This is a genomic window from Streptomyces oceani (assembly GCF_001751245.1).
Taxonomy (GTDB): domain Bacteria; phylum Actinomycetota; class Actinomycetes; order Streptomycetales; family Streptomycetaceae; genus Streptomyces; species Streptomyces oceani.
In genome coordinates this window covers 38,657-64,963 of record NZ_LJGU01000136.1, presented here as the reverse complement: position 1 = coordinate 64,963, position 26,307 = coordinate 38,657, and the positions used below count along the sequence as shown (strand labels likewise).

Below are 26,307 nucleotides of genomic sequence, written 5' to 3'. Positions count from 1 at the left end.
TGCCCTGCACCGGCCTCGGCGCGCTGCGGCGGCGTCCCGAGGCACGCTGGCGCCGCCGCCCGGAGGACCTGGCGCGGTTCGCGCCACTGCAACGGGCGCTGCTGCGAGAGGCGTTGACGGCCGCCCGAGTGGGCGGCGTGGTTGGCTACGTCACCTGCTCCCCGCACCTCGCCGAGACCCGCGCGGTCGTCGACGACGTCCTGCGCCGCTTCCCCGGGGGCGGCGCCGAGTTGATCGACGCCCGGCCCCTGCTGCCGGACCTGCCGGCACTGGGGGAGGGCCCGGACGTACAGTTGTGGCCGCACCGGCACGGCACGGACGCGATGTACCTCGCGCTGCTGCGCCGTACGGGCTGACCCGCCGCGGGCCGTACGGTGTCCTTCCCGGCGGCCGGGAAGGCCGCCGGTCAACGGCCCCGCCGGCGACCGGTGGTGACGCACGGCATACTGTGGAGCCATGCCCGCCCAGATCAACCCCAGCATCCTGGCCGCCGACTTCTCCCGACTCGCCGACGAGGCCGCGGCGGTGACCGGGGCGGACTGGCTGCATGTCGACGTGATGGACAACCACTTCGTCCCCAACCTCACGCTCGGCCTCCCCGTGGTCGAGTCGCTCGCCCGCGCGGTCGAGACGCCGCTCGACTGCCATCTCATGATCGAGGACCCGGACCGCTGGGCACCGACGTACGTCGAGGCGGGCGCGGGCTCGGTCACCTTCCACGCCGAGGCCGCGGCGGCGCCGGTGCGGCTGGCCAGGGAGATCCGGGCGCAGGGGGCGCGGGCCTGTCTGGCGCTGAAGCCCGGGACACCGGTGGAGAGCTACGCGGACCTGTTCCCGGAGCTGGACATGCTGCTGGTGATGACGGTGGAACCGGGCTTCGGGGGGCAGGAGTTCCTGGACATCATGCTGCCCAAGATCCGTCGGGCCCGGCAGCTGATCGACCGGCACGGTCTGCGGATGGGCCTGCAGGTGGATGGCGGCGTCTCCGCCTCGACCATCGAGCGGTGCGCCGAGGCGGGCGCGGACGTCTTCGTCGCGGGCTCCGCGGTGTACGGCGCCGAGGACCCGGCGGCGGCGGTCGCGGCACTGCGCGCCCAGGCCGAGCGGGCGGCGGCCGGATAGCGCCGGCCCCAACGGAGTGGCTCCGTTGGGTGCACTGTGCATGGATCAGGTCAGGGCCGCCGCGAATCTGCGAGGATGAACGGGCGGCGCAAAGGCGTACGGACGACGAAACGACGTGCTCAACAGTGAGGTGAATGCGGTGTCGACGGGTCGAGCCACGAGAATGGGACCCGCCGAGCTGATGCAGGCGGCGGCGATGGCCCGCCGGTTCTACCTCGAGGGCAAGTCGAAGATCCAGATCGCGGACGAGTTCGGCGTCAGCCGGTTCAAGGTGGCCCGGGTGCTGGAGACGGCGCTGGAGCGGGACCTCGTACGCATCGAGATCCGGGTGCCCGCCGAACTGGACGCCGACCGCTCCGACGCGCTGCGTGCCCGGTACGGCCTGCGCCACGCGGTGGTCGTCGAGTCGCCGACGTCCCCGGCCGAGGCGGTGGCGGTGGACGAGGCCGCGGCCGACCCGGAGAACCTCGGCGAGGTGGCCGCCGGCCTGCTGGGCGAGCTGGTCACCGACGGCGACGTGCTCGGTCTCGCGTGGGGCCGCTCCACCACGCACATGGCCGCCGCGCTGCGTCAACTGCCGCCCTGCACCGTCGTCCAGCTCACCGGCGTGTACGACGCGGGCACCGCCGACCGCGGCTCCGTCGAGGCGGTGCGTCGCGCGGCCGAGATCGCCGGCGGAGAGGCGCACCCGTTGTACGCGCCGATGCTGCTGCCGGACTCGGCGACGGCCGCGACCCTGCGCAACCAGACCGGGATCGCCCGTGCCTTCGAGTACTTCGACAAGGTCACCGTCGCCGCCGTGTCCATCGGCTCGTGGGAGCCGGGCATCTCCACCGTGCACGACATGCTGAGCGACGAGGAGCGGGACCACTACTCCTCCCTCGGCGTCGCGGCCGAGATGTCCGCGCACCTCTTCGACGCCGAGGGCCGTCGGATCGGCCGGGACCTGGGCGAGCGGTGCATCACGGTGGAGGCCGACCGGCTGCGTCGGGTGCCCGAGGTGGTCGCCATCGCGGGCGGCCAGCGCAAGGCGGCGGCGATCGACGCGGTGCTCCGCTCGGGCCTGGTGACCAGCCTGGTCACCGACACCGCGGCGGCCGACCAACTGTTGCTGGGTGCCAGGCCGGCGCCCCGACCGGCGCTGGAGCGCGCGGACCCGGACGGCGGCTGAGCCGCGTACGCTGGTCCGGCACGTACTCTCCCGGCGGCCTCGCCGAGGAGGCCCGGGCGAGTAGGGCCTTCCTCCGGGGCGGGACCCGGTCCCCGATCCGCGGGGCGCATCATGGAGGATGGGCCCAGGAACCTCAGCCCCGGACAGCCCACCGGCCGCCGGTCCAGCGCCGACTCCCACCGCCGCCAGTCCCCAGATCCGCAGGTGAGAGAGCCAGTATGCGATTCCTCAATGACCAGTTGCCCGCGCACGACCTGACCTACGACGACGTCTTCATGGTGCCCCGTCGTTCGGCCGTGGGCTCCCGACAGGAAGTGGACCTGTCCGCGCCCGACGGGACGGGCACCACCATCCCGCTCGTCGTCGCGAACATGACCGCGATCGCCGGTCGCCGGATGGCCGAGACGGTCGCGCGTCGTGGCGGTCTGGTCGTACTCCCGCAGGACATCCCCGGCGAGGTCGTCGCCGAGGTGGTCAGCTGGGTCAAGCGCCGGCACCTCGTCCTGGACACTCCCATCACGCTGGCCCCCGGCCAGACCGCCGCCGACGCCCTCTCCCTGCTGCCCAAGCGGGCGCACGGCGCGGGAGTGGTGGTACGGGACGGCCGGCCGGTCGGCGTGGTCACCGAGGCGGACCTGACGGGGGTCGATCGGTTCACGCAGCTGTCGGAGGTGATGTCCCGCGACGTGTTCCTGCTGGACGCGGACATCGACCCACGAGAGGCGTTCAACCGACTGGACGCCGCACACCGCAAGGTCGCCCCGGCGGTGGACGCGGACGGTCGGCTGGTGGGCCTCCTCACCCGCAAGGGCGCGCTGCGCGCCACGCTGTACACCCCGGCCACGGACGCGGCCGGCGGGCTGCGCGTGGCCGCCGCGCTCGGCATCAACGGCGATGTCGCCAGCAAGGCCAAGGCGCTTCTGGAGGCCGGGGTGGACACCCTCGTGGTGGACACCGCGCATGGCCACCAGGAGCGGATGATCGAGGTGCTCGAGGCGGTGCGCGCGCTGGACCCGGGGGTGCCGCTGGTCGCGGGAAACGTGGTCTCCGCCGAGGGCGTACGCGACCTGCTCGCGGCCGGCGCCGACATCGTCAAGGTCGGCGTCGGACCGGGAGCGATGTGCACCACCCGCATGATGACCGGGGTCGGGCGCCCGCAGTTCTCCGCGGTGCTGGAGTGCGCGGCGGAGGCCGCCCGGCACGGCCGGCACGTCTGGGCCGACGGCGGTGTACGCCACCCCCGGGACGTCGCCATGGCGCTGGCGGCCGGGGCGTCGAACGTCATGATCGGCTCCTGGTTCGCCGGCACCCTGGAGTCACCGGGCGATCTTCAGCAGTCCACCGACGGCAGGTACTACAAGGAGTCCTTCGGGATGGCCTCAGCCCGTGCGGTGCGTAACCGTACGAGCGAGGAGGCGGCGTACGACCGTGCCCGCAAGGGACTCTTCGAGGAGGGGATCTCCACCAGCCGGATGTTCGTGGACCCGCTGCGGCCCGGGGTGGAGGACGTGATCGACTCGATCATCGCCGGCCTGCGCTCTTCCTGTACGTACGCCGGTGCGAGCAGCCTCCGAGAGTTCGCCGAGCAGGCGGTCGTCGGCGTCCAGAGCGCCGCCGGTTACGCCGAGGGGCAGCCACTGCACGCGAGTTGGTGACCACCGGCGGTGCGAACGTGCCGCTCGTGCGGATCATGCCGTTCGGGATACGAGCACACCTCGCGGGTGCTGGGATGGGCGGATGAGCGATTCGACACTGCGCGCGACACAGCACCACGGCACCGGACCGGGCGCTTTCACCCCGGACGGTTGTTCCGTCGAGCTGTACCAGCGGCTCCCCGTCGGCCCCGGACCCGGGATCGTCGAGGCGGCCCTGCCGGCCGGCGCCACCCTCCTGGAACTGGGAGCGGGCGCCGGCCGGGTCACTCGGCCGCTGTTGGCGCGTGGCTTCCGGGTCACCGCGGTCGACGAGTCCCCGGAGATGCTGGCCTGCGTCCGAGAGACTCGTACGATCCACTCCACCATCGAGGCACTCACGCTGGAGGAACGCTTCGATGCCGTGCTGCTCGCCTCCTTCCTCGTGAACACCGCCGACGACGAACTGCGGCACCAGATCCTGCGCGCCTGCGCGCGGCATGTCGCCGCCGACGGATGCGTCCTGGTCGAGTGCGAGAACGGGTGGCACGCGACGGCGACCGCGGGCTGGGAGCGCACCCGGGAGGACGGGACGACCGTCCGGCTGGGCTCCCGGGAACAGCTCGCGGAGGGCGGCGCGACCAAGCGGGTACGGATGGAGTACACCACCGCGGACGGCGAGTGGAGCCACACCTTCCTCTCCCGCTACCTCCCCGAGGAGGAGCTGACCGAGGCGCTGGCCGCCGTCGGCCTTGCCCTGGAGCGCTGGCTCACCGAGGACCACACCTGGCTCCGGGCGGTGCCGGCCTAGACCCAGTGCCGTTCGGACCGGCTGCGGGGATCACTCCGACGGCGCTCGCCTGGCACACACATCCGCTGCGCTGTCGTCTCCACACGCGGTGCCGCTGCGCTCTCGTCCCCTGGGCCTCTGGCCTGGGGAGACCGCAACACCAGAGTCCGCTCCCTGATCCACGGAGATCCAAACGACGCGCCTGGGGGCGGCCGGTGCGGCCCGGCGGCCGGTGTGACCAGCACGCCCGCGACCTCGTAAGCTGCGGCGCTGTACGTGGAGTGTGGCGGGGACCGTCTGCTCGCGGTCCCACCGAGCGGCGGCGTCCGTCCGGCACGGGCCGGTGCAGTCCCGAGCCGCCGGACAGCACCAAACGCGAGGAGCCCGCCCGTGCCGGACCAGGGTGAAGCGCCGCCCCCAGTACCGCCCGGAGCGCCGACCGCGGCGACCGGATCGCGACTGACGCGGCGCAAGCCCGTCGAACAGCTGGTCGCCGAGGGCGGGCAGGGCGCGGGTGGCGCGCTGCGGCGGTCGCTCGGGCTGTGGCAGCTCACGATGATCAGCGTCGGCGCCACGCTCGGCACCGGAATCTTCGTCGTGCTCGGCGAAGCCGTGCCGGACGCCGGGCCCGCCGTCATCCTGTCGTTCGTGATCGCCGGCCTCACGGCCCTCTTCTCCGCGCTCTCCTACGCCGAACTGGCCGGCACCATCCCCGTCGCGGGCTCGTCCTACTCCTACACGTACGCCACCCTCGGCGAACTGGTCGCCTGGGTGTGCGGCTGGTGCCTGATCCTGGAGTACGGCGTGTCCGTATCCGCCGTCGCGGTGGGCTGGGGCGCGTACCTGGGCGAGCTGATCGAGGGCACCCTGGGTGTCGGTATCCCGGAACAACTCGCCGCGCCACCCGGCGAAGGCGGTGTCTTCAACCTGCCCGCGCTGCTCGTCGTGCTGCTCGCCATGGCGTTCCTGCTCGGCGGCGCCCGGGAGAGCGCCCGGGCGAACGCGGTGATGGTGGTGGTGAAGATCGCCGCCCTGGGGCTCTTCTGCGTCGTCGCCTTCACCGGGGTTCGGGCGGGGAACTACGAACCGTTCATGCCGCTGGGCATGGCCGGGGTCAGCGCCGCGGGGGCCACGCTCTTCTTCTCGTACATCGGCTTCGACGCCGCCTCCACCGCCGGTGAGGAGGCCCGCGACGCACAGCGCGACCTGCCACGCGCCATCCTGCTCTCACTGGTGATCGTCACCGCGCTCTACTGTCTGGTCGCGGTGGCCGCCGTCGGCGCGCTGCCCTGGCGGGACTTCGAGGGCTCCGAGGCCACCCTGGCCGGCATCATGCAGGAGGTGACCGGGCAGGGCTTCTGGGCGACCATCCTCGCCTTCGGCGCCGTCGTGGCCATCGCCAGTGTCGTGCTCACCGTGCTCTACGGGCAGACCCGCATCCTCTTCGCCATGTCCCGGGACGGCCTGGTGCCCCGGGTCTTCTCCCGGGTCCATCCGCGCACCGGCACCCCGCGCGCCAACACGCTGCTGGTGTCGGTCTTCTGCGGCGTGCTGGCGGCGGCCGTGCCCCTCGGCCGGCTCGCCGACGCGACCAGCATCGGCACCCTGTTCGCCTTCGCCCTGGTGAACGTGGCGGTGCTGGTGCTGCGGCGCACCCGGCCCGGGATGCGCCGCTCCTTCCGGGTGCCGCTCGCTCCGCTCTTCCCCGCCATCGGCCTCTGCCTGTGCCTGTGGATGATGGGCAGCCTGGACCGGATCACCTGGGTGGTGTTCGCCAGTTGGATGGCGGTCGGGCTGGCGGTTTACTTCGCGTACGGGATGCGCCGCTCCCGCCTGGCCGGGGCGGACCGGTGACGGCCCACGCCGCAACGGCCGTACGCGGGCTCGGTGCGCCGTTGTTCGGGGCGCCGTTGCCGGTGCGCCGCCGACGGCGGTGGCCGCTTGTCCGGATGTCGCGCCCGACCGTACGGTGAGGCTCGTCCCCGCCACGCCTCCCGAAGGACCGCCATGCCATCGCCGCGTGTCGCGCTGCTGCAGAGTTCCGGACGTCCGGGGGACGTGGCGCACAACCTCGCCGCGCTCGACGAGGCCGCCGGCCGCTCCGCTGACGCCGGGGCACGCGTGTTGCTCGCCTCCGAGTTGTTCCTCAGCGGATACGCCCTCGGCGACGCGTTGCCCGGACTCGCCGAGCCCGCGGAGGGGCCCGGCGCCGAGGCTGTCGCCAAGATCGCCAGCAGCCGGGGCCTGAGCGTCGGTTACGGCTATCCGGAGCGGGCCGGCGGACGGACGTACAACTCCGTCCAGTTGGTCACCCCGGACGGCCACCGCGCCAACTACCGTAAGACACACCTCTACGGCGCCTACGAGACCGCGCACTTCACTCCAGGCGACACCCTCGTCGTGCGGGCCCGGCCGCCGGGCACTGACCTCACCGTGGGTCTGCTGATCTGCTACGACGTCGAGTTCCCCGAGGCCGTACGGGCGCACGCGCTCGCCGGTACCGACCTGCTGCTGGTCCCGACGGCACTGATGCGCCCGTACGAGAGCGTCGCCCACACGGTCGTGCCCACCCGCGCCTGGGAGAGCCAGCTCTACATCGGCTACGCCAACCGCTGCGGAACGGAAGGGGACACCGTCTTCGCCGGACTCAGCTGCCTCGCCGCGCCAGACGGGACCGTACGCGCTCGCGCGGGCACCGGCGAGGACCTGCTGATCGCGGACGTCGACCCAGAATCGCTCGCGGCGTCCCGGCGGCGGAACCCCTACCTCGCCGACCGGCGGCCCGAGTTGTACGGCTGATCAACGGCCGAACAACGGCCGATCAACGGGTGGCGCGAAGACGCCGATGGCTCCACCCGAGCAGGGCGAACAGCACCACCCCGGAGAGCACCAGGCTGGTCCCGGTGGCCCAGCCGGCGAACGGCAGCCCGGGACAGAGGCCCCACACGACACCCGCGCTGACCAGCGTGAGACCGACGAGCACCGAACCGGCGATCCGCCAGCCAGAGGACACGCTCTCCTCGGCGGCCCGCATGGCCCGAGCCCGTACCGGTTCCACATGGCGGGACAGCGCCGGCACCGCGCGGGCGAGCAGCACCACCCCGGCGAAGACGAGCAACAGCCCGGGGCCGGGGAGGACGAGCAGGGCGGCGCCCACCGCGACGAGCGCGCCGCCCACCACGATGAGGGCGATCCGCTTGACCGGATGTTCCGCTGCCACCTGGGCCCCTGTCCGTGTCGCTGGCTTCTCGGGTCTCCGGTGCTCCGGGCGTCCGGTTCCGGATCACCTGGCTTCCGGTGTGTTCGGGTGTTCGGGTGTTCGGGTGTTCGGGTCCACGGTAGTCGGTCGTGCGACTCAGCGGCTCAGCGTCGTCGCGCGCCCGTTCGCCGCCCCGGAGGTACGGTCCGAACGTGCGGAGAGGAGGTCGGGAAGCTCGCGGAGCGTTGTGACCTGATCCACAGAGAGCCGCGAGTGCGGGCCCCGGTTTCCGTGGCAGACTGGTGGGCGTATCAGTGACGTCAGCGCACTCCGGGGTCGGTGAAAGTCCGAACCGGCGGTTACAGTCCGCGACCCGACCGCAGCCAGCGGCCGGTTGACCAGGTGAGATTCCTGGACCGACGGTGAAAGTCCGGATGGGAGGCAGTGCGCGGCGGCCGAGATCGGATACGCACCGCGCGGAGCGGGTCTCCCTCAGGGAGGGCTCCCTGTCGTACGTACCCCGGTCCCGTGCCCGTCGATCGTTCACACGCCCCGGAGTCCGTGCCCGAAGAGGCAGGAGGACCCGGTGGTCGCACCAGCAGCGGCGCCCGTCGAACGGGCCGCGATGCGCCGAGCCATCGACCTGGCCGCCCGCGGCCTGGGTGCCACCAGTCCCAATCCCGTCGTCGGATGTGTCCTGCTGGACCGGGACGGCGCAGTCGTCGGCGAGGGCTGGCACCAGCGCGCCGGCGGGCCGCACGCGGAGGCCCACGCGCTGTCCGAGGCGGGGGAGCACGCCCGGGGCGGCACCGCCCTCGTCACCCTGGAACCGTGCGCCCACACCGGCCGTACCGCCCCCTGCGCCACCGCTCTCGTCGAGGCCGGCGTCCGCCGTGTGGTGTACGCGGTCGGTGACCCCGATCCCCTCGCCCGGGGCGGAGCGGCGGTCCTGCGGGCCGCCGGTGTGGACACCGAGGTCGGTCTCCTCGCCGAGGAGGCCACCGCCGGCAACACCGCCTGGCTGACCGCGGTCAACCGTGGCCGGCCCCACGTCACCTGGAAGTACGCGGCCACGCTGGACGGTCGCAGCGCCGCCGCCGACGGCTCCAGCCGCTGGATCACCTCCGCCGAGTCCCGCGCCGACGTGCACCGGTTGCGTGTCGAGGCGGACGCGGTGGTGGTGGGCTCCGGCACCCGGCGGGCCGACGACCCGCACCTCGCGGTCCGCGGGGTCGAGGGCGCCGTCCAGCCGCTGCGGGTGGTGTGCGACACCTGGGCGCGTACCCCGCCGGACGCCCGGGTGCTGGACGACACGGCCCCGACGCTGCTCGCCGTGTCCGAGGACGCCGACACCCGTCAACTCCCGGAAACCACCCAGGTCGTCCGACTGCCGCGTGCCGCGACCGGGCTGCGACTCGCCCCGCTGCTCGAGGAGTTGTACGCGCGCGACGTACGCGCCGTGCTGCTGGAGGGCGGCCCCCGGCTCGCCGGCGCCTTCCTGGCGGCGGGCCTGGTGGATCGGGTGGTCGCCTATCTGGCGCCGGTGCTGCTGGGCGCCGGCCCGGCAGCGCTGGCCGACGCCGGAATCGGCACCCTCACGCAGGCGTTGAGGCTGTCGGTGACCGAGACCGCACGTCTGGGGGCGGATCTACGGGTGACGGGCGTACCCGAAAGCCCCGCCGCCGCGAGCCGGACCGCCGGAAGCCACACCGCCGTGCGTCGTCCCGTCGGAACCCGCACCACCTGACCCGCCCGTCCGTCCAGCACGCCGACCCGACACCACCAAGGAGAGCCGAGGCCATGTTCACCGGAATCGTCGAGGAGCTCGGGGAGGTCCTCGACGTACGACAGCAGGGCGACTCCGCGCGCCTGCGGGTACGCGGACCACTGGTCACCTCGGACGTACGACCGGGTGACTCGATCGCCGTCAACGGCGTCTGCCTCACCGTCGCGGACTCTCAGGAGGGCCTCGCCACGGGCGAGTTCACCGCAGACGTGATGGCCGAGACCCTGCGGCGTACGGCACTGGGCGGGTTGGACGCGGGCTCCCGGGTGAACCTCGAACGCCCCATGGCGCTCGGCGGGCGCCTGGGCGGACACCTCGTGCAGGGTCATGTCGACGGCGTCGGTACGCTGGCCGAACGTACCCCCGGTGCGCACTGGGACCTCGTACGGATCACCCTGAGCCCGTCGCTGGCCCGCTACGTGGTGGAGAAGGGCTCCGTCACCGTCGACGGCGTCTCGTTGACGGTGGTCGACGCCGGCGATGACCACTTCACGGTCAGCCTCATCCCCACCACGCTCGCGCACACCACCCTCGGCACCACCGAGCCGGGGCGCCCGCTGAACCTCGAGGTCGACATCCTGGCCAAGTACGTCGAACGGCTGCTGGGCGGAGACCGGGTGGGCATCGCGGAAGCGACGCGCACGACCACCGAGGAGGCCCCCCGGTGACCGGTCTCGACTGGCTCGGCGAAGAGGCGTTCGCGGTCCTCGGTCAGCACGTCCTGTGGTCCGACATGCTCGGCAACGTCCTCGGCCTGATCGCCCTCGCACTGGGCTGGCGCCGCTCGCTGCTCACCTGGCCCGTGCAGTTGCTGTCCGGGCTGGTCCTGATCAGCGCCTACGCCTCCGCCCAACTGGCCGGCGGCGTCGGGAAGCAACTGCTGGTGATCCTGGTGGCCGCGTGGGGCTGGCAGCAGTGGCACCGCGGTCGGCGGCAGACCAGCGACGGCACCGTCGCCGTACGCTTCGCCACCGGGCGCGAGCGTGGCGCGCTGGTGGCCGGCACGGCCGTGGGCACCCTCGCCACCGGGACGTTGTTCACGCTGCTGCCCACGCTCTCCTGGAACCCGTGGCCGGACGCGTACATCTTCGTGGGCACGCTCGCCGCGATGGTCGCGCAGGCCCGTGGCCTGGTGGAGTTCTGGTTCGCCTGGCTGCTGGTCGACCTCGTCGGCGTCCCGCTGGCGTTCGGCAGCGGCCTGGCGTTCTCCGGCCTGGTCTACGTCGTCTACCTCGCCCTCGTTCTGTGGGGACTGCGGGACTGGTGGCTGCGTTCCCGCGGCCGGCCGGCCCAGCGGCAGCCGCACGCCGTATCGGAAGGAGCCGCCGTATGACCGCGCTGCGCAGTTCACGGGAGGACGGACAAGCGCCGCTCAGCGCCCTCGGCGCGTCGGCGTCCGAGGGTCCTGAGGGTCCCGAGGCCGCGGACGCCCTCGCCCTGGACCCGGTGGAACGCGCGGTGTCCGACATCGCCGCGGGGCGGCCGGTGGTGGTCGTCGACGACGCGGACCGCGAGAACGAGGGTGACCTCGTCGTCGCGGCGCAGAAGGTCACACCGGAGCTCGTCGGCTTCATGATGAGCGAGTGCCGTGGACTGGTCTGCGTGCCGCTCGAGGGCACCGAGACCGAACGGCTCGCGCTGCCCCAGATGGTCGAGCACAACGCCGAGTCGCAGCGTACGGCGTTCACGGTGTCCGTGGACGCGACCCCGGCGCACGGCGTGGGCACCGGCATCTCCGCGGGCGACCGGGCCACCACCATCCGGTTGCTCGCGGACCCGACGTCGGAGCCGGCGGACTTCGTACGTCCGGGACACGTCTTCCCGTTGCGGGCCGACGCCGGCGGCGTCCTGGCGCGGCGCGGACACACCGAGGCGGGCGTGGACCTGGCCCGGCTGGCGGGGCTGCGGCCGGCCGCGGCCATCGTGGAGATCGCGGACGAGCGGGGCAGCATGATGCGACTGCCGCAACTCCTCCCGTTCGCCCGGAAACACGGCCTGGCGGTCATCTCCATCGCGGACCTGGTGGCGTACCGGGAAGCGAAGGAGCCCGCCGTCCGACGTGAGGCCGCCACCCGACTGCCCACCCGGTACGGCGACTTCCGCGCCTACGGATACCGCTCCAGCACGGACGGGGTGGAGCACATCGCCCTGGTCGTCGGCGATCCGGGGGCCGGTGACGGGACGTACGCCGGGGACGCCGGGACGAGCGGCGAGGACGTCCTCGTACGGGTCCACTCCGAGTGCCTCACGGGTGACATCCTCGAGTCCCGCCGCTGCGACTGCGGCCCGCAGCTCCAGGCGTCCCTGGAGCGGGTCCAGGCCGAGGGCCGTGGGGTGGTGCTGTACCTGCGGGGGCACGAGGGGCGCGGCATCGGCCTGCTCTCCAAGCTGCGGGCGTACGAACTCCAGGAGGACGGGCACGACACCCTGGACGCCAATCTCGCACTCGGCCTGCCGGCGGACGCACGCGACTACCGCGCCGCGGCGCAGATGCTCGGCGACCTGGGCGTGCGCTCCCTCCGGCTGCTGACGAACAATCCGGCGAAGACCGCCGCCCTGCGCGAGCACGGGCTGCGGGTCACCGGACGGGAGCCGCTGCCCACCCGGGTCGGCGAACACAACATCCGCTACCTGCGCACCAAACGGGACCGGATGGGCCACGACCTGCCCTGGTTGGACAGTGACGTCGCCGCGCACGGGGAGTAGGGCCGACCCCGTGGCGGGCACCGGCCCCGTACGCAACCGCAACACCGCAGAACCGCAGCACCGAACCAGCGGAAGAGGGACAGGACATGAGTGGTCAGGGAGCCCCCGAGGTGACCGTGCCGAACTGCGCCGGCATGCGGGTGGGGGTGGTCGCCGCCCAGTGGCACCGACAGGTGATGGACGCGCTCCTCGAGGGTGCGCTGCGCGCACTCGGACAACACGGGGTGGCGCACCCCACGGTGCTCCGGGTGCCCGGCAGCTTCGAACTGCCCGTGGCCGCCAGGACGCTGGTCGACCGGGACTGTGCGGCGGTGATCGCGCTGGGCGTGGTGATCCGGGGCGGCACCCCACACTTCGACTACGTCTGCCAGGGGGTCACCCAGGGATTGACCCGGGTCGCCACGGACAGCGGCGTACCCGTGGGCTTCGGCGTGCTCACCTGTGACACGGAGGAACAGGCCCTCGACCGAGCCGGACTGCCGCATTCCCGGGAGGACAAGGGTCACGAGGTCGCGACCGCCGCGCTCGCCACCGCGAGCGCGCTGCTGACCGCCGGCGTCCCCGGACGGGGCCAGTGACCGGCCGGTCGTCGACCCGCCCGCCCCAGCACGTAGAGTGGCAGAACCATGGCGAACAAGACATTCGACGAGCTCTACGAGGAACTACGGCGGAAGGCGGCCACGGGCGACCCGGGCAGCTCCCGAACCGCTGAGCTGGTCGCCCAGGGCGTGCACACGATCGGCAAGAAGGTCGTCGAGGAGGCGGCCGAGGTGTGGATGGCCGCTGAGCACGAGGACGCGGACCGTACCGCCGAAGAGATCTCCCAGCTCCTCTACCACCTGCAGGTCATGATGGTCGCCCGCGGCATCTCCCCGGACGACGTATACGCTCATCTCTGAGCCGTCCCCCGATCCGCCTGCCGGTCCGCACTCCCGGCCGTACCGACGGCCGGACCGGGCGAACGGACCGCCCCCGCGAGCGGCAGCGTCGCCGCCCCGTCCAGCACCTCCCGCGCGCGCCGCGCGCCCCGTACCCGAAGGAACCGTTCATGCTGCGCATCGCCGTCCCTAACAAGGGTTCACTGTCCGAGCCTGCGTCGGCCATGCTCCATGAGGCCGGTTACCGCCAGCGCAAGGACCGTCGCGAACTGGTGCTCGCGGACAGCGAGAACGACGTCGAGTTCTTCTTCCTCCGCCCGCGCGACATCGCCGTGTACGTCGGCTCCGGCAAGCTGGACCTCGGCATCACCGGGCGGGACCTGCTGCTGGACTCGGGCGCAGGGGCCGAGGAGATCATGCAGTTGGGCTTCGCCGGCTCCACCCTGCGCTACGCCACCCGCCCCGGCACCGCGAAGGACGTCAGCGAGTTCGGGGGCATGACGGTGGCGACCTCCTTCCCCGGGCTGGTCCGCACGCACCTGTCCGACCAGCAGGTCGACGCCTCCGTGGTGGAGCTGGACGGCGCCGTCGAGACCGCCATCCAACTGGGCGTGGCGGAGATCATCGCGGACGTGGTGGAGACCGGCACCACTCTCCGCAACGCCGGTCTGGAGATCATCAGCGCGCCCGTGCTGCACTCCGAGGCCGTGGTGATCCGCAGCACCGGGGCCAGCGCCGAGGGCCCCAAGATCGGTCAGTTCCTCCGGCGCATGCAGGGCGTCCTGGTGGCCAGACAGTACGTCATGATGGACTACGACATCCGCGCCGAACGGCTCGAGGCAGCGGTCGCCCTCACCCCCGGGCTGGAGTCGCCCACGATCTCCCCGCTGCACGACAAGGGCTGGGTAGCCGTACGCTCCATGGTGCGCACGGACGAGGCCCAGCGGATCATGGACGACCTCTACGAGCTGGGCGCGCGCGCCATCCTGACCACCGGCATCCACGCATGCCGCCTCTGAGAAGCGGACCACCCGTGCCCCAGCCGCCCGCACTCCCCGTCACCTTCCGACCCACCGCCACCCGCGTCGTACTCCTCAGCGTCGGGGCGCTGGCGTTCGCCGTGATCACCTGGATCGCGGTGACCCTGGACAGCCTGAACCCGGGGGAGCGGACCAGTTTCGTCTTCACCGCCGCGCTGTTCCTGGGGGTGCTGGTGCTGCTCAGCCGACCGCGGGTCAGCGCCGACGCCAGCGGGGTCACGGTCGTTAACCTGACCAGCCGACGCCGCCTCGAGTGGGCCGAGATCATCCGCGTGAACCTGCGTCCCGGAGACCCGTGGGTCTACCTCGACCTCTCCGACGGCACCAGCCTGCCGGCGATGGGCATCCAGCCCGGCATGGCCAGGCAGCGCGCGATCGCCGACGCCCGGGCGTTGCGCGGGCTGGTCGAGGAGCGCGGCACCGAGCGGGCGTAGCGACAGCGGGGCCGCTTGGCCGCTGGCGCTCACAGCAGCGGCGGCTCCGGTGGCCGGTGCCGCGGACCGTGCCCGGACAGCACCTCGCCGTACGCCTGCATGAGGTCGGGCAGTCGTAGCGTCGCCAGGTCGTCCCGGGTGGGCTGCCCGGAGGAACCGGACAGGCGCAGATCGCGGTAGGCACAGGTCTTCTCGTAGAGCGTGCGCAGGAACCGGCCGTTGCCCAGCTCGTCGATCCACTCCTGCTCGACGACGTGCTCGCCGACGCTGTGCAGCTCCTCCAGCGACTCCTCGTCCCACACATCGCCGTTCTCCGCCGCCAGCACCTCGCCGATGGCGGTCAGTTCCGCTGGGCGGTAGCTGGGGAAGTCCACCCTGGTGGTGAACCGCGAGCCCAGCCCCGGATTGGCGGCGAGCAGGCGGTCCATGCCCGCCGGGTAGCCCGCAAGGATCACCACCAACCGGTCGCGGTTGTCCTCCGCCCGTTTGAGCAGCACCTGCAGCGCCTCGTCGCCGTACGCGTCGCCCTTGCTGTAGCCGGAGTTGGACAGCGCGTACGCCTCGTCCACGAACAGCACCCCGCCCAGCGCGGAGTCGATCAGCTCGTTCGCCTTGACCGCGGTCTGTCCGAGGAACTCCCCAACCAGGTCGGCCCGTTGGGCCTCCACGAGGTGATCGCCACCCAGCAGGCCGAGCGCGTAGAAGGCTCGGCCCAGGATGCGGGCCACCGTCGTCTTCCCCGTCCCAGACGGCCCGGAGAAGACGAAGTGCCGCTTGGGCGGCTGGACCGGCAGCCCCTGGCCGGCACGCAGCCGCGCCATGTGCAACTGCGCCGACACCGCCCGCACCTGACGCTTCACGGGCTCCAGGCCCACCATTCGTTCCAGCTCGTCCAGCGCCTGAGCCAACAGCAGCGGATCAGACGGGCCCTCGGGCAGCCGGCCCGACTCCCCCTGGCCGTACGGGAAGAGCACGGAACGGTCCCGCGTCGGCCCGGTCCCCATCCGCGACGGCTGCGTCGGGTCGCCGGGGTCATCCAGCCGCAGCGGGTCCCCGCCCAGGCAGGGCTCCGGGTCCGGCCCCACCGGGTCGGCCGTCCCGGTGGCCTCCGGAGGTCCGGCCGGGTCCGTACCGAGGTCGATCCCGTTGTCCAGCGGCTCCTGGCCGCCGCCCGCCCCGGTGCTCATCGCCGCCGTGACACTCCACACGTCCCCCGGCCCGTCGGTGTCCGCGATCGCGGCCAGCCGGGCCGCGGTATCCATGAAGGCCGGGTCGACGTGGTGCACGGCCCGGTACAACGGCAACGCCGCCGCGCTGCGCCCGGTGCCCTCCCGGGACCGGGCGAGCCAGTACCGCAACTCCTTACGTTGCGGCTGCTCGCTGCGGCAGCGCATCAGCGAGGTGGTCAGCAGCGGCTCGGCCTGTGCGTACATCTCCAGCCGTACGCGGGCCATGCCGGCGAACAGGCCCGCCTCGATGCCCAGCAGCGGATCGTCGACCAGGGCCTCGGTGTGCCGCACCAGCCGGTCCCAGTCCTTCGCCAGATACGCCCGGCAGGCGTGCAGGAAGCGGGCCTGCGGATCGGTCTCCACCGGCGCGCACTCAGCCAGCGCCTGATCCAGCTGGGCGACATGCTGGCCGTCCAGCCAGTGCGAGGCGTGCGCGAGCAGCAGGTCGCGCCGGGTCTCCAGCACCGGCTGCACCCACCAGCCCAGCCAGTACCAGGAGTTGAGGTGGCGGCCGTGCCGCCTCCGCTGTTCGGTGAACCGGCCGCGGTGTTCGTACATGCGCAGCAGTGCTGTGTTCGTGTCCGCCCGCAGGGCGTGCAGCCCCAACCAACCGTCGGCCATTCCCGGGTCGAAGCGCACGGCCGTACGGAACTCCTCCTCGGCCCGGCCGTACGCCCCCACCGTGTACGCGTCCACGCCCCGTAGCCAGGCGAGGTCGGCCGGGGCGGGCAGGTCACGAGCGTCCCGCCCACCGACGTCCATCATGTCCCCCACGGCGATCCTCCCCGGCTGCTCCCTTCGGCCGGCCGTCCAGCACGCCGACGGCGCGCCTCGAACGAAAAGCCATACCACGGGCGGGAGTTGGCGCTCACACTGCCGAGCGACCGGTCCTGCCGCGCCCTCAAGCATCGTACCTGCGCACACTGGCGTAATCGAAGAGTGCGGCAGAGGGCACCGACAGTGGTGGGGGCGAGTCGGACAGGAGCTACAATCACCGACGGTAATGACGTACCGCGCGCGTCCCGCTCCCGGGGGCAGAACGAAGCCCCCGGTCACGGGGGAACAACCAGGGGCTTCGCGATCAGAGGCGACCTGTACAGGCCGTGTATTGAGAAAGTAATTGCTGAGCGGGCCCCGGTCAAGGCCGTCCTTGGAGCGAGCTGCCCGATCATATGGCGGACACCCGAACTTCACCCAGAGTGAGGATGTCCGGGGCCCCAGAATCCTCCCGCCGGGCCGTCCCGAATCACCCATCCGACACCGTGCTCCCGTACGAGGAAGTGCGCGTACGGCCGAGAGGGATCGACCGTGAAGTGGCGGGTCTCCGCACGCCGCCACCTTGTCCAGAACGCCGCCTGCTCCGGACCGTCCCGCCGCATGCCGCGCTCCCAGGACGTACCGCGTGGAAGGTCCATCCACAACACCGCCGACAGCCAGGGCCGCAGCGCCCGGCGTCCGGCGCCCACTCCCTCGACGAGGACCACGGGGCGCGGTGGCAGCGCACTCGCCCGGAGGAACGCGCGGTGCCGCCAGTCGTAGCCGCGGAAGTGCGCCGTCCTCCCCTCGGACAGTGGCTCGGCGACGACCGTCCGGAAGCGTGCCGTCCACTCGAAGAGGGCGTCATGGCTGGCGAGGTCGTCCAGATGCAGCACGGGCGCGGCGTCCAGCTCCTCCGCCAGCCGAGCAGCGAATGTCGACTTTCCGGACCCGGCGTGACCGTCCACGGCCACCAGACGCACCGGTCCGCAGCGAGCCTCCAGCCGACCCAGCCGGGAGGCGAGTTCCACCAGGTCAAGCACCCCACACATACGGGCAGCCTACGGTCCGCCGCGGCCGGCCTCCCGCGGCCGCCAATGGTGCGGCCAATATCGGTGGGCCGTGGGGCCACGCCAGGGACGCGGGTCTCTGGTCTGAACACCCCCTCACGGGCAATAGTTGAGCGCAGTTGTCCCGTACCGATTCGACCAGCGACCGACTGGGGGCTCCACCAGAATGACCAACAGACCAGCCAGCCGCCGCAGCGTGCTGGCCGCCGCGCTCGCCGCCGCAGCCGCCGCCGGCACCACCGCCACCGCGGCCGCCGGCACCACCGCCCCCGCGGGCGCTTCCAGCGACCCGAACAGCCCTCGACGTGGGCCGAACCAGCCGAGGAAGGACGACACCATCGAGTACCAGGGGTGGAGCACCCGGAAGGACTGGCGCGGGGGCAGCCACGAGGGGACCGGCGCCGCCGACGACGCCCGCGCCGGCATCGTCATCGGCAAGCCCGTCGGCGAGTTCGAGTACGCCGACCCGCACACGGGCAAGACCGCCACCTGGGAGTACGCGCGCTGGACCAGCCCGCGGCACGACGTGCGTACGCCGGCGGGCGAGGCGATCGCCTCCTGGAACGCGCACACCCCGGCGGGCACCTGGATCCGCGTCGAGCTGCGCGGCCGCTACTCCGATGGCACCGACAGCCCCTGGTACACCCTCGGCATCTGGACCGCGGGAGACGGGAAGGACGTGCCGCGCCGCACCTCGGTCGCGGACCAGTCGGACGGCAAGAGCAGCGTCTCCGTGGACACCTTCGTGATCGACGACCTGGACAGCGGACTGCGGCTGTCCTCGTACGAGTTGCGCGTGACGCTGTATCGCGCGCCGGGCGGCTCCGCCACACCCACCGTCCGGCGGGTCGGCGCGATGTCCTCGGACGTGGAGGACCGCTTCGAGGTCCCCGCCTCCGAACCGGGAGAGGGCGCCGGGAAGGAGCTGAAGGTCCCGCGCTACTCGCAGAACATCCACGAGGGCGAGTACCCGGAGTACGACGGCGGGGGAGAGGCGTGGTGCAGCCCCACCTCCGCGCAGATGATCATCGAGTACTGGGGTCGCAAGCCCACGCCGGAGGACCTCGAGTGGGTGAACCCGGACTACCAGGACCCACAGGTCTGCCACGCCGCACGGTTCACCTACGACTACCAGTACGAGGGCTGCGGCAACTGGCCCTTCAACACGGCGTACGCCGCCACGTACGAGGACATGCAGGCGGTGGTGACCCGCTGCGGATCGCTTCTGGACGCGGAGCGACTGGTGGCCGCCGGCATTCCGGTGATCACCTCCCAGTCGTTCATCGAGTCCGAACTGGACGGCGCCGGATACGGCACGGCGGGCCACCTGATGACCGTGATCGGCTTCACCGAGGACGGCGACGTCGTCGCCAACGACCCGGCGTCGCCGGACAACCCGTCGGTCCGACACGTCTACAAGCGCCGGCAGTTCGAGAACATCTGGCTCCGCACCAAGCGGAAGGACGAGAAGGGCGAGGTCAAGGGAGCGACGGGAGGCGTCTGTTACGTCTTCTTCCCGGCCGAGCCAGCACCAACTCAGCGCAGGGTTCTCCAGGAGATGGGGATCATGTAGCGAAAGCGTCAGAGGTGGTTGGCAGGAATCCGTCGAATGCCTGTCCCTCCATCGACGGCACGGTGGTACTGACCCTCCTGGGTCGTCAGATGCCCGAATCGGTCGACGGTGATCTTGAAGGAGTGGTGTCCGAGTTGTCGGAAAGCCTCGTGCGGAGGCACCCCTCGTCAGGTCACCGTCGTCCATTGGTCTGGTAGGTCATGCGGTGCGTGTTCCCGCAATCCGAGCCGCTTGATGGCCCCGATCCCGTGATCTACGAACGAGGCCGGGGTACGTCTCTCGCCGTTCTGATTGAGTACCGGGCGGTGCTGGCGCAGCATCGCAATGGATTCCGGGACGGGAATGTCGCGCCATTCGCCTTCCTGGCGGTTTCTCAAGGGTGCCTATCGCGCTAGGTATGTTCCGTCGTCACCCTTGTAGCGAACTACCTGCCGGCGCATTCGCGACGTGCCGTCTCCGTAGTCCTCGGGGAACACTCCGAGAGCTTCCCGATGCGGAGTCCGTCGCATGCCATGAGCCAGATCGCCGGTTCTATCCGAGGGCCCATGGCCTGGGCCAGGGCGCGTCCGATACATCAACCAGGGCCGTGTCGAGGCCGACTGACCACACACCCCGTCACTATCGACTACAGAACAGACCCGTTCGTTTTACAGACCCGCCAAACGCGCGGTCGGGAGGTGAATCCCCAGAGCGGCGACCAACCGCGCACGTGACCGGCTGGGTCTGCGGGGACATCTCAAGGATTTTTCAAGGACTTTCGCCCGTACAGAAGGGTAAGTCCGTGACAGGGCTGAAAGAGGCGAGTCACCCGGTGAGGGGACACTCTCAGCACTCGATGACGTTCACCGCGAGGCCGCCACGGGCGGTCTCCTTGTCTCCTTGTATTTCACCTTCATGCGTTCGGTCAGCACCTCGCTGATGTTCCGGCTGGATTGTTCGAATCTGACAAGCCCCGCTTCCGGATTGCTGGGCAGGGTCGGGGTATTGCCGGCGGAAAGCAGGGGAGCGCAAGGGGAGCGCGGATGCCTTTGGATGGTGTAAGACGGGGCGTACACAGTGGACTGAAGCGTGTGCTCTGACCTGCGAAAGGGTCACCACGGATCACCGTGTAACACCGTCCAGCACGGTCCTTGTCGATCTCGTGATGCGTAGGTCGGGGGTTCGACTCCCCCCAGGCGGCTCGGCTGAAAGGCAGGCCAAAAAGCGTCCAGCTCGACCCCTTGTACTGCATCCTTGACTCAGGGTCAGGTAATGATTTGTGAACGTGAGTGGGGGCGCGAAGAGGGGGCGCTTGTTGCAGTCGCACTTCTTGTCGAAGGTGTCCATGCCGGCTCTTCGCAGTTGAGGGTGTGGCAGACGGCGCGGGTTGGGTGGCTCAGCACGGAACAGTGGGCAGTCGCCCGGCGGCGAATGCGGTTGGCGTCTCGTGCATGACCGCTCGGAACTAGGCAGTCATGTGTGACTGGTCGTAGTAGCCGACGTTGTTGGCGAGACGTGCCTATGGGTCGCGGCGCAGCCTGGGGAGGATCATTCGGATCCGGATGAGCCGGGCGAATTGTTTCGGCGGGATGCCAACGGTTGTGGTGAAGTCATTGCGTAGGTGCCGTTCGCTGACGCCCAGGTGTCGTGCCGCCTCGCTGATTCGTCGATGTGGGTGGCCGTCCGTCGGCGACAGCTTGATTGACGCTTGGCGGACCAGGTTCGCTGTTGTGCTGTCCTGGGTCGCGCGGCGCGGGCCGACAGAGCCGCTTCCATGTGTTTGACGGCGGTCATCGGCCTGGAGGCGAGCCCGGTGAGCTGGTCGGCGAGCCGGACGCCGGGCGGTCCCCAGAGTTCGCTGAGTGGCACGACGTGATCAGTCAACTCGTCGATGGGCGTGCCGAGGAGCGCGCGGGCGGCGCCTGGTGCGAGCGGGAACCGGGCGCACGCAGGGATGTCCTTGCTGTCGTAGTAGGCGGCGCGGGTGCGTGGGCCTACGACGAGCAGGGCGTTGGAGCCGTCGGTGATAGTCCGCCACACGAGGGTGGTGGCCGCGTCGGGTATGTGGACCAGTGGGCACGAGTGGTCGTCCGCGCGGTATGAGGCGAGGTCGACGCGGTCTACCCAGCGCAGCAGCGTGTTGGGGACCGGCAGTTGCCGACTCGCATTCATCACGTCAGGCGATCCGCCTCCGGCCGTGCCGACATCCCGGCTGGGGAGTGCCGGAATTTCCTAGAAGCCATGCTCGCCCTGGCCGGCGAGAGTCGCCGCTGGGAGTTCAAAAAGCTCCGGCTGCGGCTGTTCTCCGCAGCCGCACGGCTCACCCACAGCGGGCGGCAACGCCTCCTGCGGTTCGCCGATCACTGGCCATGGACGGACACCCTCCTCACCGCCCACGACCGACTCGAACTCCTCCCCAACCCCGGCTGACCAGCCAAAACGATCCGCCCCGACGAGCAGCCGCACCCAGCGGAGCAGTGGAACCCCGCGTCCACCCGGCACGACAGTCGGGTCACCAGCCTGTCCGGACACCGCAACCGACCCCGATAGCGAGAAGTCCTCGTCAGCACAGCTGACGAGGACCCTCACGAAACATCGAGGCTAGAGAAGTGGTGCGATACGGTCAGCGCACGTCGACCGTGGGCTTGGCCGCGGAGGTGTTGTTCGCCAGCGCCAGCAGCCTGTCTCGTGAACCGTTGAACTTGTTGCGGTCCACCGGACTGATCCCGCCGATGTTCCCGCTGTCGGTGTACTGCCAGACCGTCCAAAACGGGAAGCCGGACGGGATGGTCGGGCTGCCGGTGGTCCAGTGCGCGACCCACAGCGGCGCCTTGTCGCTCATCCCGCTCCAGCCACCCGTGCAGTTGTTCCACCAGTCGGCCGTGGTGTAGATGACCACGTCACGGGAGGTCCGCTTCTTGTAGGTGCTGTGGAAGTCGGCGATCCAGTCGCGCATCGCGGACTGACTCAGGCCGTGGCACTGTGAGCTGGAACCGTTCTCGATGTCCAGTACGCCGGGAAGCGTGAGGTTGTCCGCTGACCAGGCTCCGCCGTTATCGGCGAAGAAGTTGGCCTGCGCTGAGCCGCTCGAGGAACCGGGACGGGCGAAGTGGTACGCGCCACGGATGACCTTGTTCTTGTGGGCACCGCTGTAGTTGGCGCTGAACTTCGGGTCCTTGTACGTGGTGCCCTCGGTGGCCTTGATCCAGGCGAACTGAACACCGTCGCTCTTGACCGAGCCCCAGTTGATGTTGCCCTGGTAGTGCGAGACGTCGATGCCCTGCACACCGCTGGTGTCCCGCGGGGTGACCTGACGACGTTCCTGACCCGTCGCCTCCTTCTCGGCACTGATACCCATGTATCCCTCGCCGAGGCGGTAACCGTCCCGCTCCTCGCCGTCCGGGGCGGCGTGGGAGGCTCCGACGGTAGTGAGAGTGAGAGCCATCGCCGTCCCGACGACGCCCGCGGCGATGGTGCTCCTACGCGCATAGACGCTACGTGGGGGGTGTCTGCGCATGCGTGCTCCTTGGTTGGACTTGATGCATACATGGCATAAATACAAGACCGCGGAGGCGACGCATAGGAGTAGGTGCGAACGCCCATGGTCTAGTCCACTGGTCACTGGTCTGAACTGCGAAAACCGCTCCTCTCCGGTGCAGGTTTTCAACGTCTTCACGGTGAGCGATGGGACAGCCCGACGTACGCGGCGGATGGTTACGGGCCGAATCAGGCGCGTTGTTTCCAGCGCTCACGCCACAACCACTGACCAGCAGGAATCAGGGTGGGCAACGCTCAGTAGGTTGTATCGAGCTCTCAGTGCACCTGGTAAAGCCTGACCACCCCGCCGATCCGGGAGAGGAACGTGCTGTCGGGCAGGCGGCGCAGTATCGGCAGCTTGAGCGCGGTGCTGTGGGTCCTGGCGCGGATGGGGAAGTCCGCGCCCGTGGACGCCGCCGCCCCGACGAAAGCACTGACCGAGAAATTCGGGTCACCCAGCACATCCGGGCCGTAGTACTCCGGTCACGCCACTATGGTGACCGGGTCACCGGCGTAGGCCGGCTCGCGTGTGGCGTCGGTGCCGAAGACTGCGTCTTGCCCCAAAGGCCCCGCTGGTGGGCATCGCGATCACCGCTATCGCCGGATCGGCCAACGGATTCTTCACCTACGCGCCAACACCACCGAGCTGGAGTCCCTCACGTACTGGTCGATGGGCTCGCTCAACCGGGCCTCCTGGTGAACTCTCGTGGCCGGACCGCCGCTCTACGTCACCGGCGTGGTCACGGTGCTGGGTCCGGCCAGGTCCTGGACGTCCTCGCCCTCGGCGAACGTCAGGCACATCACGTCGGCCTGCACGTCAAGCGCACCCGCGTCCTGCTCATCTTCGCCACCGCCCTCGTGGTCGGCGCGGCGGTCGCGTTGGCCGGCTCGATCGGTTTCGTCGGCCTGGTCGTCCCGCACATGGTGCGGCTGCTGGTCGGCCCCGTTCTTGATCGTGCGGGCGCGCGCCGCTACCGGCACCTGGAGAACGTCCACGACCTGCGCACCCTGGTGGCCCCCGGATCGCGCTCCGGCCCACCGTCAATGGCCTGACGTACCCGCTCATCGTCAACCTGGGACACGATAGTGGAGACCGACTCAGCGCCACGTCGGTGATCGGCTGGATTCAGCCGCACGACCGCGCCAGCGGGCAGGTCCCCGGATCCGGTTTCAGCCGGTAGCGATCCGTGCGCCCGCAACCGGCTTCCCCGTGGCGATTCGGGCAGGATGAACGCCATGACTGTGGGGTTCAGCGGTGATGTCGCCGAGTATTACGCGAAGTTCCGTCGGGGCTATCCCCCTCAGCTCCTCGACGTACTGCGGGAGACCTTCGCGCTGACCACGGACGACACCGTGCTCGATCTCGGGTGCGGCACTGGTCAGTTGGCCGTCCCGCTCGCGTCCCGGGTCGGTTCGGTCATCGGCATGGACCCCGAGCCGGACATGCTTCGGCTCGCCGGGGACACGGCCGCGAGACACGACGTGCGCAACGCGACATGGGTCCTCGGTGCCGACACCGACGTCCCGGCCCTCGGTGAGCTGCTGGGGCAACGGTCGTTGGCGATGGTGGTGATCGGACAGGCGCTGCACTGGATGGAGCACGAAGAACTCTTCCGTGCGCTGTCGCCACTGCTCCGCCCTGCGGGAGGCATCGCGGTGGTTGCCAACGGGGCGCCCCTGTGGCTGCGGGACACCGAGTGGTCCCGTGCCCTGCGAGCCTGCCTGGAAGACCGTTTCGGCACGAAGCTCGAGGCGTCCTGCGGCACCGGCGCGGCCGACCGGCTTCGCTACGCGGAGGCGCTGCGGGCGGCCGGGTTCGAAGGGGTGCGTGAGACCCTGATCGAGTACAGCGACCAGCTGAGCTTCGACCAGCTCATCGGCGGAGTCTATTCCGCGATCCCCGCTGCTGAGCTGCCAAAACCGGAGGCTCGACCGTCGTTCGCGGAGGAGGTCCGCCGGTCGCTGCCACCGGACCAGTGCTTCACCGAAGACGTCGCGGTCTCCGTGCTCGTGGGCCGGAGGAGTTAGTCGGCCGGTCGGTGCTTCGACTCCCTGCCCGCACCGACCAGGCGCGTTGACGCGCGGGGTTGTTCACGGTTTACGGCCGACGCCGATGACGCACGGGGAACTGGGCGTGGTGCGGCCGTTGATCACGAAGTCGAAGCGGCGCACCCGCTGGATGGAGAAGCCGGCGTCGATGACTGCCTGCTCGCTGTCGCGTGTGAGGCGGCAGCCCCCGGCGAACAGCGGCCATACCCTGTCGAGCAGACGTTGCTTACGGGCGAGGCGTGCGTGGGTGGACCGGACATGCTCGTAGAAGTACAGACTGCCGCCCGGCCGTAGGACCCGGCGGGCTTCGGCCAGTGCCCGCGGCACGTCCGCGAGGCTACACAGGACGAGGGAGACCACCACCCCGTCCGCCGAACCGTCGGCGAGCGGCAGTTCCTCGGCCTGGCCGGCGCGCACCTCCACCGGAACGGGCGCCTCGGCGGACACCAGCCGTGCCAGCCGCCGCAGTCTGGGCTCTGGTTCTACCGCGATCACCCGGCTGACCTGTGGCGGGTAGTGGCGAAAGGTCGCTCCGCCACCCGCGCCGACCTCCACGACACATCCGGTGGCGTCCGCCAGCAGCTCGCGTCGGTGTTCGGTGGCGCCGTGCGCCTCGGCGAAGCGGTTGACGCGTGGGTAGATCCGTGCGAACACCGGATGCCTCACGCGGGTCTTCGTAGTGGCTGCGGCCATGGCTGCGGCTCCTCGTCCGGCGACGCCCGTTCTCCTGCGTACGCACGGTAGTTGATGACGGGCGCGCGGTCCTACGGCCCTCCGCCCGGTGGCGGAGGGCTCACTGGCCGCCGTTCTCGGAGACGGGGAGCCGCTTGGTGAAGGTCTCGCCGCCGTCACGCGAGTCGTACGCCGTCCTGGGGGGCGACCAGGACGCGGTCCGCGCTCACGGCGGTGGGCGTAGCCGTACACCGTGGCGTGCGCGTACTCCAGCATGTGGAACTCCACCGTGTCGCCGAGTGACCGCGTCGTCCGCGTCTCACTCGCCGGTGGGTGGCCCCTGGTCTCCGGGTGGTCGCTCAGTTCTCGAGTTCCTCCTCCACGGGAGGCCTCTCGGCGTCTCGAAGCCGCTCGCTGAGTCCCGGCTTGCCGCCCTTGCGTGCCTGCTCGGCTCGCTGTGCGGCACTGTGCGGCCGGTCCGCGTCGGGCGCCGTACGGACGGACCGAGCCACCTCGTCTCTGTTCGCGTACTCCTCCGGCGGCATCTCCCTGAGTGCCGCCAGCACACCGGGAGAGGCGTCGTTCGACCGGGCCACGCGGAGGAGTTCGTCCTTGTTCGCGGGGAAGGAGACGTCCGTGACAGCGCGAATGACATCTTTGGTAGTGGTCTCCGTCATGGGTCCCG

At 70.8% G+C, this 26,307-nt stretch carries 26 protein-coding genes, 1 pseudogene and 1 riboswitch; of the genes and pseudogenes, 19 read left to right on the top strand and 8 right to left on the bottom strand.

The window, feature by feature from the left end; genetic code table 11:
* From AN216_RS19435 to AN216_RS19405, 7 genes and pseudogenes are all read left to right on the top strand, one after another.
* Positions 1-356: pseudogene (locus AN216_RS19435) on the top strand (rRNA cytosine-C5-methyltransferase); the annotation flags it as partial.
* A gap of 100 nt (positions 357-456) precedes the next feature.
* The gene (gene rpe / locus AN216_RS19430; protein ID WP_070197982.1) at positions 457-1,122 is read left to right on the top strand and encodes a ribulose-phosphate 3-epimerase; all 666 of its coding nucleotides are present in this window, start codon (positions 457-459) and stop codon (positions 1,120-1,122) included.
* A 163-nt stretch (positions 1,123-1,285) separates the two neighbouring features.
* Complete coding sequence (locus tag AN216_RS19425; protein WP_070197981.1) at positions 1,286-2,293, top strand: sugar-binding transcriptional regulator; 1,008 nt, start codon at positions 1,286-1,288, stop codon at positions 2,291-2,293.
* A gap of 218 nt (positions 2,294-2,511) precedes the next feature.
* Complete coding sequence (locus tag AN216_RS19420) at positions 2,512-3,948, top strand: GuaB1 family IMP dehydrogenase-related protein (protein ID WP_070197980.1); 1,437 nt, start codon at positions 2,512-2,514, stop codon at positions 3,946-3,948.
* A gap of 82 nt (positions 3,949-4,030) precedes the next feature.
* Positions 4,031-4,735, top strand: a complete 705-nt coding sequence (locus tag AN216_RS19415) for a class I SAM-dependent methyltransferase (RefSeq protein WP_070197979.1) — start codon at positions 4,031-4,033, stop codon at positions 4,733-4,735.
* 369 nt (positions 4,736-5,104) lie between these two features.
* Positions 5,105-6,568 (top strand): amino acid permease, encoded by a 1,464-nt coding sequence (locus AN216_RS19410; RefSeq protein WP_070197978.1) that lies wholly within the window; start codon positions 5,105-5,107, stop codon positions 6,566-6,568.
* Between the two features lie 153 nt (positions 6,569-6,721).
* Positions 6,722-7,513: a carbon-nitrogen hydrolase family protein gene (locus AN216_RS19405; protein WP_070197977.1), complete on the top strand. Its 792-nt coding sequence runs from the start codon at positions 6,722-6,724 to the stop codon at positions 7,511-7,513.
* 22 nt (positions 7,514-7,535) lie between these two features.
* On the opposite strand, the gene AN216_RS19400 is transcribed toward AN216_RS19405, so the two are convergent.
* On the bottom strand, positions 7,536-7,934 hold the full coding sequence (locus AN216_RS19400; RefSeq protein ID WP_070197976.1) for a PGPGW domain-containing protein: 399 nt from the start codon (positions 7,932-7,934) through the stop codon (positions 7,536-7,538).
* 300 nt (positions 7,935-8,234) lie between these two features.
* Positions 8,235-8,365: riboswitch (FMN riboswitch) on the top strand.
* A 173-nt stretch (positions 8,366-8,538) separates the two neighbouring features.
* On the opposite strand from AN216_RS19400, the gene ribD reads away from it, so the two are divergent.
* The 8 genes from ribD to AN216_RS19360 all read left to right on the top strand — a co-directional run bounded on the left by ribD (position 8,539) and on the right by AN216_RS19360 (position 14,757).
* Positions 8,539-9,660, top strand: a complete 1,122-nt coding sequence (ribD, locus tag AN216_RS19395) for a bifunctional diaminohydroxyphosphoribosylaminopyrimidine deaminase/5-amino-6-(5-phosphoribosylamino)uracil reductase RibD (protein WP_070197992.1) — start codon at positions 8,539-8,541, stop codon at positions 9,658-9,660.
* 53 nt (positions 9,661-9,713) lie between these two features.
* Complete coding sequence (locus AN216_RS19390; RefSeq protein WP_070197975.1) at positions 9,714-10,367, top strand: riboflavin synthase; 654 nt, start codon at positions 9,714-9,716, stop codon at positions 10,365-10,367.
* Positions 10,364-11,032, top strand: a complete 669-nt coding sequence (locus AN216_RS19385; protein WP_070197974.1) for a nicotinamide mononucleotide transporter family protein — start codon at positions 10,364-10,366, stop codon at positions 11,030-11,032. Before AN216_RS19390 ends, AN216_RS19385 begins: the two co-directional genes overlap by 4 nt.
* A complete protein-coding gene (locus AN216_RS19380; RefSeq protein ID WP_079166761.1) occupies positions 11,029-12,405 on the top strand; it encodes a bifunctional 3,4-dihydroxy-2-butanone-4-phosphate synthase/GTP cyclohydrolase II in 1,377 nt (458 codons plus the stop codon). Before AN216_RS19385 ends, AN216_RS19380 begins: the two co-directional genes overlap by 4 nt.
* A gap of 86 nt (positions 12,406-12,491) precedes the next feature.
* A complete protein-coding gene (gene ribH, locus AN216_RS19375; protein WP_070197973.1) occupies positions 12,492-12,983 on the top strand; it encodes a 6,7-dimethyl-8-ribityllumazine synthase in 492 nt (163 codons plus the stop codon).
* A gap of 48 nt (positions 12,984-13,031) precedes the next feature.
* The gene (locus AN216_RS19370; protein ID WP_070197972.1) at positions 13,032-13,304 is read left to right on the top strand and encodes a phosphoribosyl-ATP diphosphatase; all 273 of its coding nucleotides are present in this window, start codon (positions 13,032-13,034) and stop codon (positions 13,302-13,304) included.
* Positions 13,305-13,453: 149 nt separating this feature from the next.
* Positions 13,454-14,302, top strand: a complete 849-nt coding sequence (hisG, locus tag AN216_RS19365) for an ATP phosphoribosyltransferase (protein ID WP_070197971.1) — start codon at positions 13,454-13,456, stop codon at positions 14,300-14,302.
* The gene (locus tag AN216_RS19360) at positions 14,290-14,757 is read left to right on the top strand and encodes a PH domain-containing protein (RefSeq protein WP_070197970.1); all 468 of its coding nucleotides are present in this window, start codon (positions 14,290-14,292) and stop codon (positions 14,755-14,757) included. Before hisG ends, AN216_RS19360 begins: the two co-directional genes overlap by 13 nt.
* Before the next feature lie 29 nt (positions 14,758-14,786).
* Here AN216_RS19360 and AN216_RS19355 read toward each other — a convergent pair whose 3' ends face one another.
* Both AN216_RS19355 and AN216_RS19350 read right to left on the bottom strand, forming a co-directional pair.
* Positions 14,787-16,748, bottom strand: coding sequence for an AAA family ATPase (locus AN216_RS19355; RefSeq protein ID WP_070197990.1), 1,962 nt, complete (start codon positions 16,746-16,748; stop codon positions 14,787-14,789).
* A 428-nt stretch (positions 16,749-17,176) separates the two neighbouring features.
* Complete coding sequence (locus AN216_RS19350) at positions 17,177-17,794, bottom strand: uridine kinase family protein (protein WP_070197969.1); 618 nt, start codon at positions 17,792-17,794, stop codon at positions 17,177-17,179.
* Between the two features lie 184 nt (positions 17,795-17,978).
* Between AN216_RS19350 and AN216_RS19345 the strand changes: the two genes are divergently transcribed.
* Entirely contained in the window at positions 17,979-19,385 is a 1,407-nt protein-coding gene (locus AN216_RS19345; protein ID WP_107402042.1) for a peptidase C39 family protein, read from the top strand.
* A gap of 1,527 nt (positions 19,386-20,912) precedes the next feature.
* Here the strand turns inward: AN216_RS19345 and AN216_RS28725 are convergent.
* Positions 20,913-21,536 carry a hypothetical protein gene (locus AN216_RS28725; protein ID WP_139140957.1) on the bottom strand — a complete coding sequence of 208 codons (624 nt, stop codon included), beginning with the start codon at positions 21,534-21,536 and terminating at the stop codon, positions 20,913-20,915.
* Between the two features lie 69 nt (positions 21,537-21,605).
* On the opposite strand from AN216_RS28725, the gene AN216_RS19340 reads away from it, so the two are divergent.
* A complete protein-coding gene (locus tag AN216_RS19340; protein WP_070197967.1) occupies positions 21,606-21,794 on the top strand; it encodes a transposase in 189 nt (62 codons plus the stop codon).
* A gap of 193 nt (positions 21,795-21,987) precedes the next feature.
* Here the strand turns inward: AN216_RS19340 and AN216_RS19335 are convergent, their stop codons facing one another.
* Together AN216_RS19335 and AN216_RS29360 are read right to left on the bottom strand one after the other, a co-directional pair.
* Complete coding sequence (locus tag AN216_RS19335; RefSeq protein ID WP_070197966.1) at positions 21,988-22,881, bottom strand: GH25 family lysozyme; 894 nt, start codon at positions 22,879-22,881, stop codon at positions 21,988-21,990.
* Positions 22,882-23,177: 296 nt separating this feature from the next.
* Entirely contained in the window at positions 23,178-23,363 is a 186-nt protein-coding gene (locus AN216_RS29360; RefSeq protein WP_070197965.1) for a hypothetical protein, read from the bottom strand.
* 234 nt (positions 23,364-23,597) lie between these two features.
* On the opposite strand from AN216_RS29360, the gene AN216_RS29355 reads away from it, so the two are divergent.
* Both AN216_RS29355 and AN216_RS19320 read left to right on the top strand, forming a co-directional pair.
* On the top strand, positions 23,598-23,954 hold the full coding sequence (locus AN216_RS29355; RefSeq protein ID WP_170843169.1) for an iron chelate uptake ABC transporter family permease subunit: 357 nt from the start codon (positions 23,598-23,600) through the stop codon (positions 23,952-23,954).
* A gap of 183 nt (positions 23,955-24,137) precedes the next feature.
* Positions 24,138-24,929 (top strand): class I SAM-dependent methyltransferase, encoded by a 792-nt coding sequence (locus tag AN216_RS19320; RefSeq protein ID WP_070197963.1) that lies wholly within the window; start codon positions 24,138-24,140, stop codon positions 24,927-24,929.
* 63 nt (positions 24,930-24,992) lie between these two features.
* Here the strand turns inward: AN216_RS19320 and AN216_RS19315 are convergent, their stop codons facing one another.
* On the bottom strand, positions 24,993-25,643 hold the full coding sequence (locus tag AN216_RS19315) for a class I SAM-dependent methyltransferase (RefSeq protein WP_070197962.1): 651 nt from the start codon (positions 25,641-25,643) through the stop codon (positions 24,993-24,995).
* 338 nt (positions 25,644-25,981) lie between these two features.
* Entirely contained in the window at positions 25,982-26,299 is a 318-nt protein-coding gene (locus AN216_RS19310; RefSeq protein ID WP_070197961.1) for a DUF2795 domain-containing protein, read from the bottom strand.
* Between the last annotated feature and the right edge of the window lie 8 nt (positions 26,300-26,307).

Bases quoted from the DNA above. Each gene is read 5' to 3' on its own strand.
- rpe (WP_070197982.1), top strand. From the start codon at position 457: ATGCCCGCCCAGATCAACCCCAGCATCCTGGCCGCCGACTTCTCCCGA.
- AN216_RS19425 (WP_070197981.1), top strand. From the start codon at position 1,286: ATGGGACCCGCCGAGCTGATGCAGGCGGCGGCGATGGCCCGCCGGTTC.
- AN216_RS19420 (WP_070197980.1), top strand. From the start codon at position 2,512: ATGCGATTCCTCAATGACCAGTTGCCCGCGCACGACCTGACCTACGAC.
- AN216_RS19415 (WP_070197979.1), top strand. From the start codon at position 4,031: ATGAGCGATTCGACACTGCGCGCGACACAGCACCACGGCACCGGACCG.
- AN216_RS19405 (WP_070197977.1), top strand. From the start codon at position 6,722: ATGCCATCGCCGCGTGTCGCGCTGCTGCAGAGTTCCGGACGTCCGGGG.
- ribD (WP_070197992.1), top strand. From the start codon at position 8,539: ATGCGCCGAGCCATCGACCTGGCCGCCCGCGGCCTGGGTGCCACCAGT.
- AN216_RS19390 (WP_070197975.1), top strand. From the start codon at position 9,714: ATGTTCACCGGAATCGTCGAGGAGCTCGGGGAGGTCCTCGACGTACGA.
- AN216_RS19380 (WP_079166761.1), top strand. From the start codon at position 11,029: ATGACCGCGCTGCGCAGTTCACGGGAGGACGGACAAGCGCCGCTCAGC.
- ribH (WP_070197973.1), top strand. From the start codon at position 12,492: ATGAGTGGTCAGGGAGCCCCCGAGGTGACCGTGCCGAACTGCGCCGGC.
- AN216_RS19370 (WP_070197972.1), top strand. From the start codon at position 13,032: ATGGCGAACAAGACATTCGACGAGCTCTACGAGGAACTACGGCGGAAG.
- hisG (WP_070197971.1), top strand. From the start codon at position 13,454: ATGCTGCGCATCGCCGTCCCTAACAAGGGTTCACTGTCCGAGCCTGCG.
- AN216_RS19360 (WP_070197970.1), top strand. From the start codon at position 14,290: ATGCCGCCTCTGAGAAGCGGACCACCCGTGCCCCAGCCGCCCGCACTC.
- AN216_RS19355 (WP_070197990.1), bottom strand. From the start codon at position 16,748: ATGGACGTCGGTGGGCGGGACGCTCGTGACCTGCCCGCCCCGGCCGAC.
- AN216_RS19350 (WP_070197969.1), bottom strand. From the start codon at position 17,794: ATGTGTGGGGTGCTTGACCTGGTGGAACTCGCCTCCCGGCTGGGTCGG.
- AN216_RS19345 (WP_107402042.1), top strand. From the start codon at position 17,979: ATGACCAACAGACCAGCCAGCCGCCGCAGCGTGCTGGCCGCCGCGCTC.
- AN216_RS28725 (WP_139140957.1), bottom strand. From the start codon at position 21,536: ATGAATGCGAGTCGGCAACTGCCGGTCCCCAACACGCTGCTGCGCTGG.
- AN216_RS19340 (WP_070197967.1), top strand. From the start codon at position 21,606: ATGCTCGCCCTGGCCGGCGAGAGTCGCCGCTGGGAGTTCAAAAAGCTC.
- AN216_RS19335 (WP_070197966.1), bottom strand. From the start codon at position 22,881: ATGCGCAGACACCCCCCACGTAGCGTCTATGCGCGTAGGAGCACCATC.
- AN216_RS19320 (WP_070197963.1), top strand. From the start codon at position 24,138: ATGACTGTGGGGTTCAGCGGTGATGTCGCCGAGTATTACGCGAAGTTC.
- AN216_RS19315 (WP_070197962.1), bottom strand. From the start codon at position 25,643: ATGGCCGCAGCCACTACGAAGACCCGCGTGAGGCATCCGGTGTTCGCA.
- AN216_RS19310 (WP_070197961.1), bottom strand. From the start codon at position 26,299: ATGACGGAGACCACTACCAAAGATGTCATTCGCGCTGTCACGGACGTC.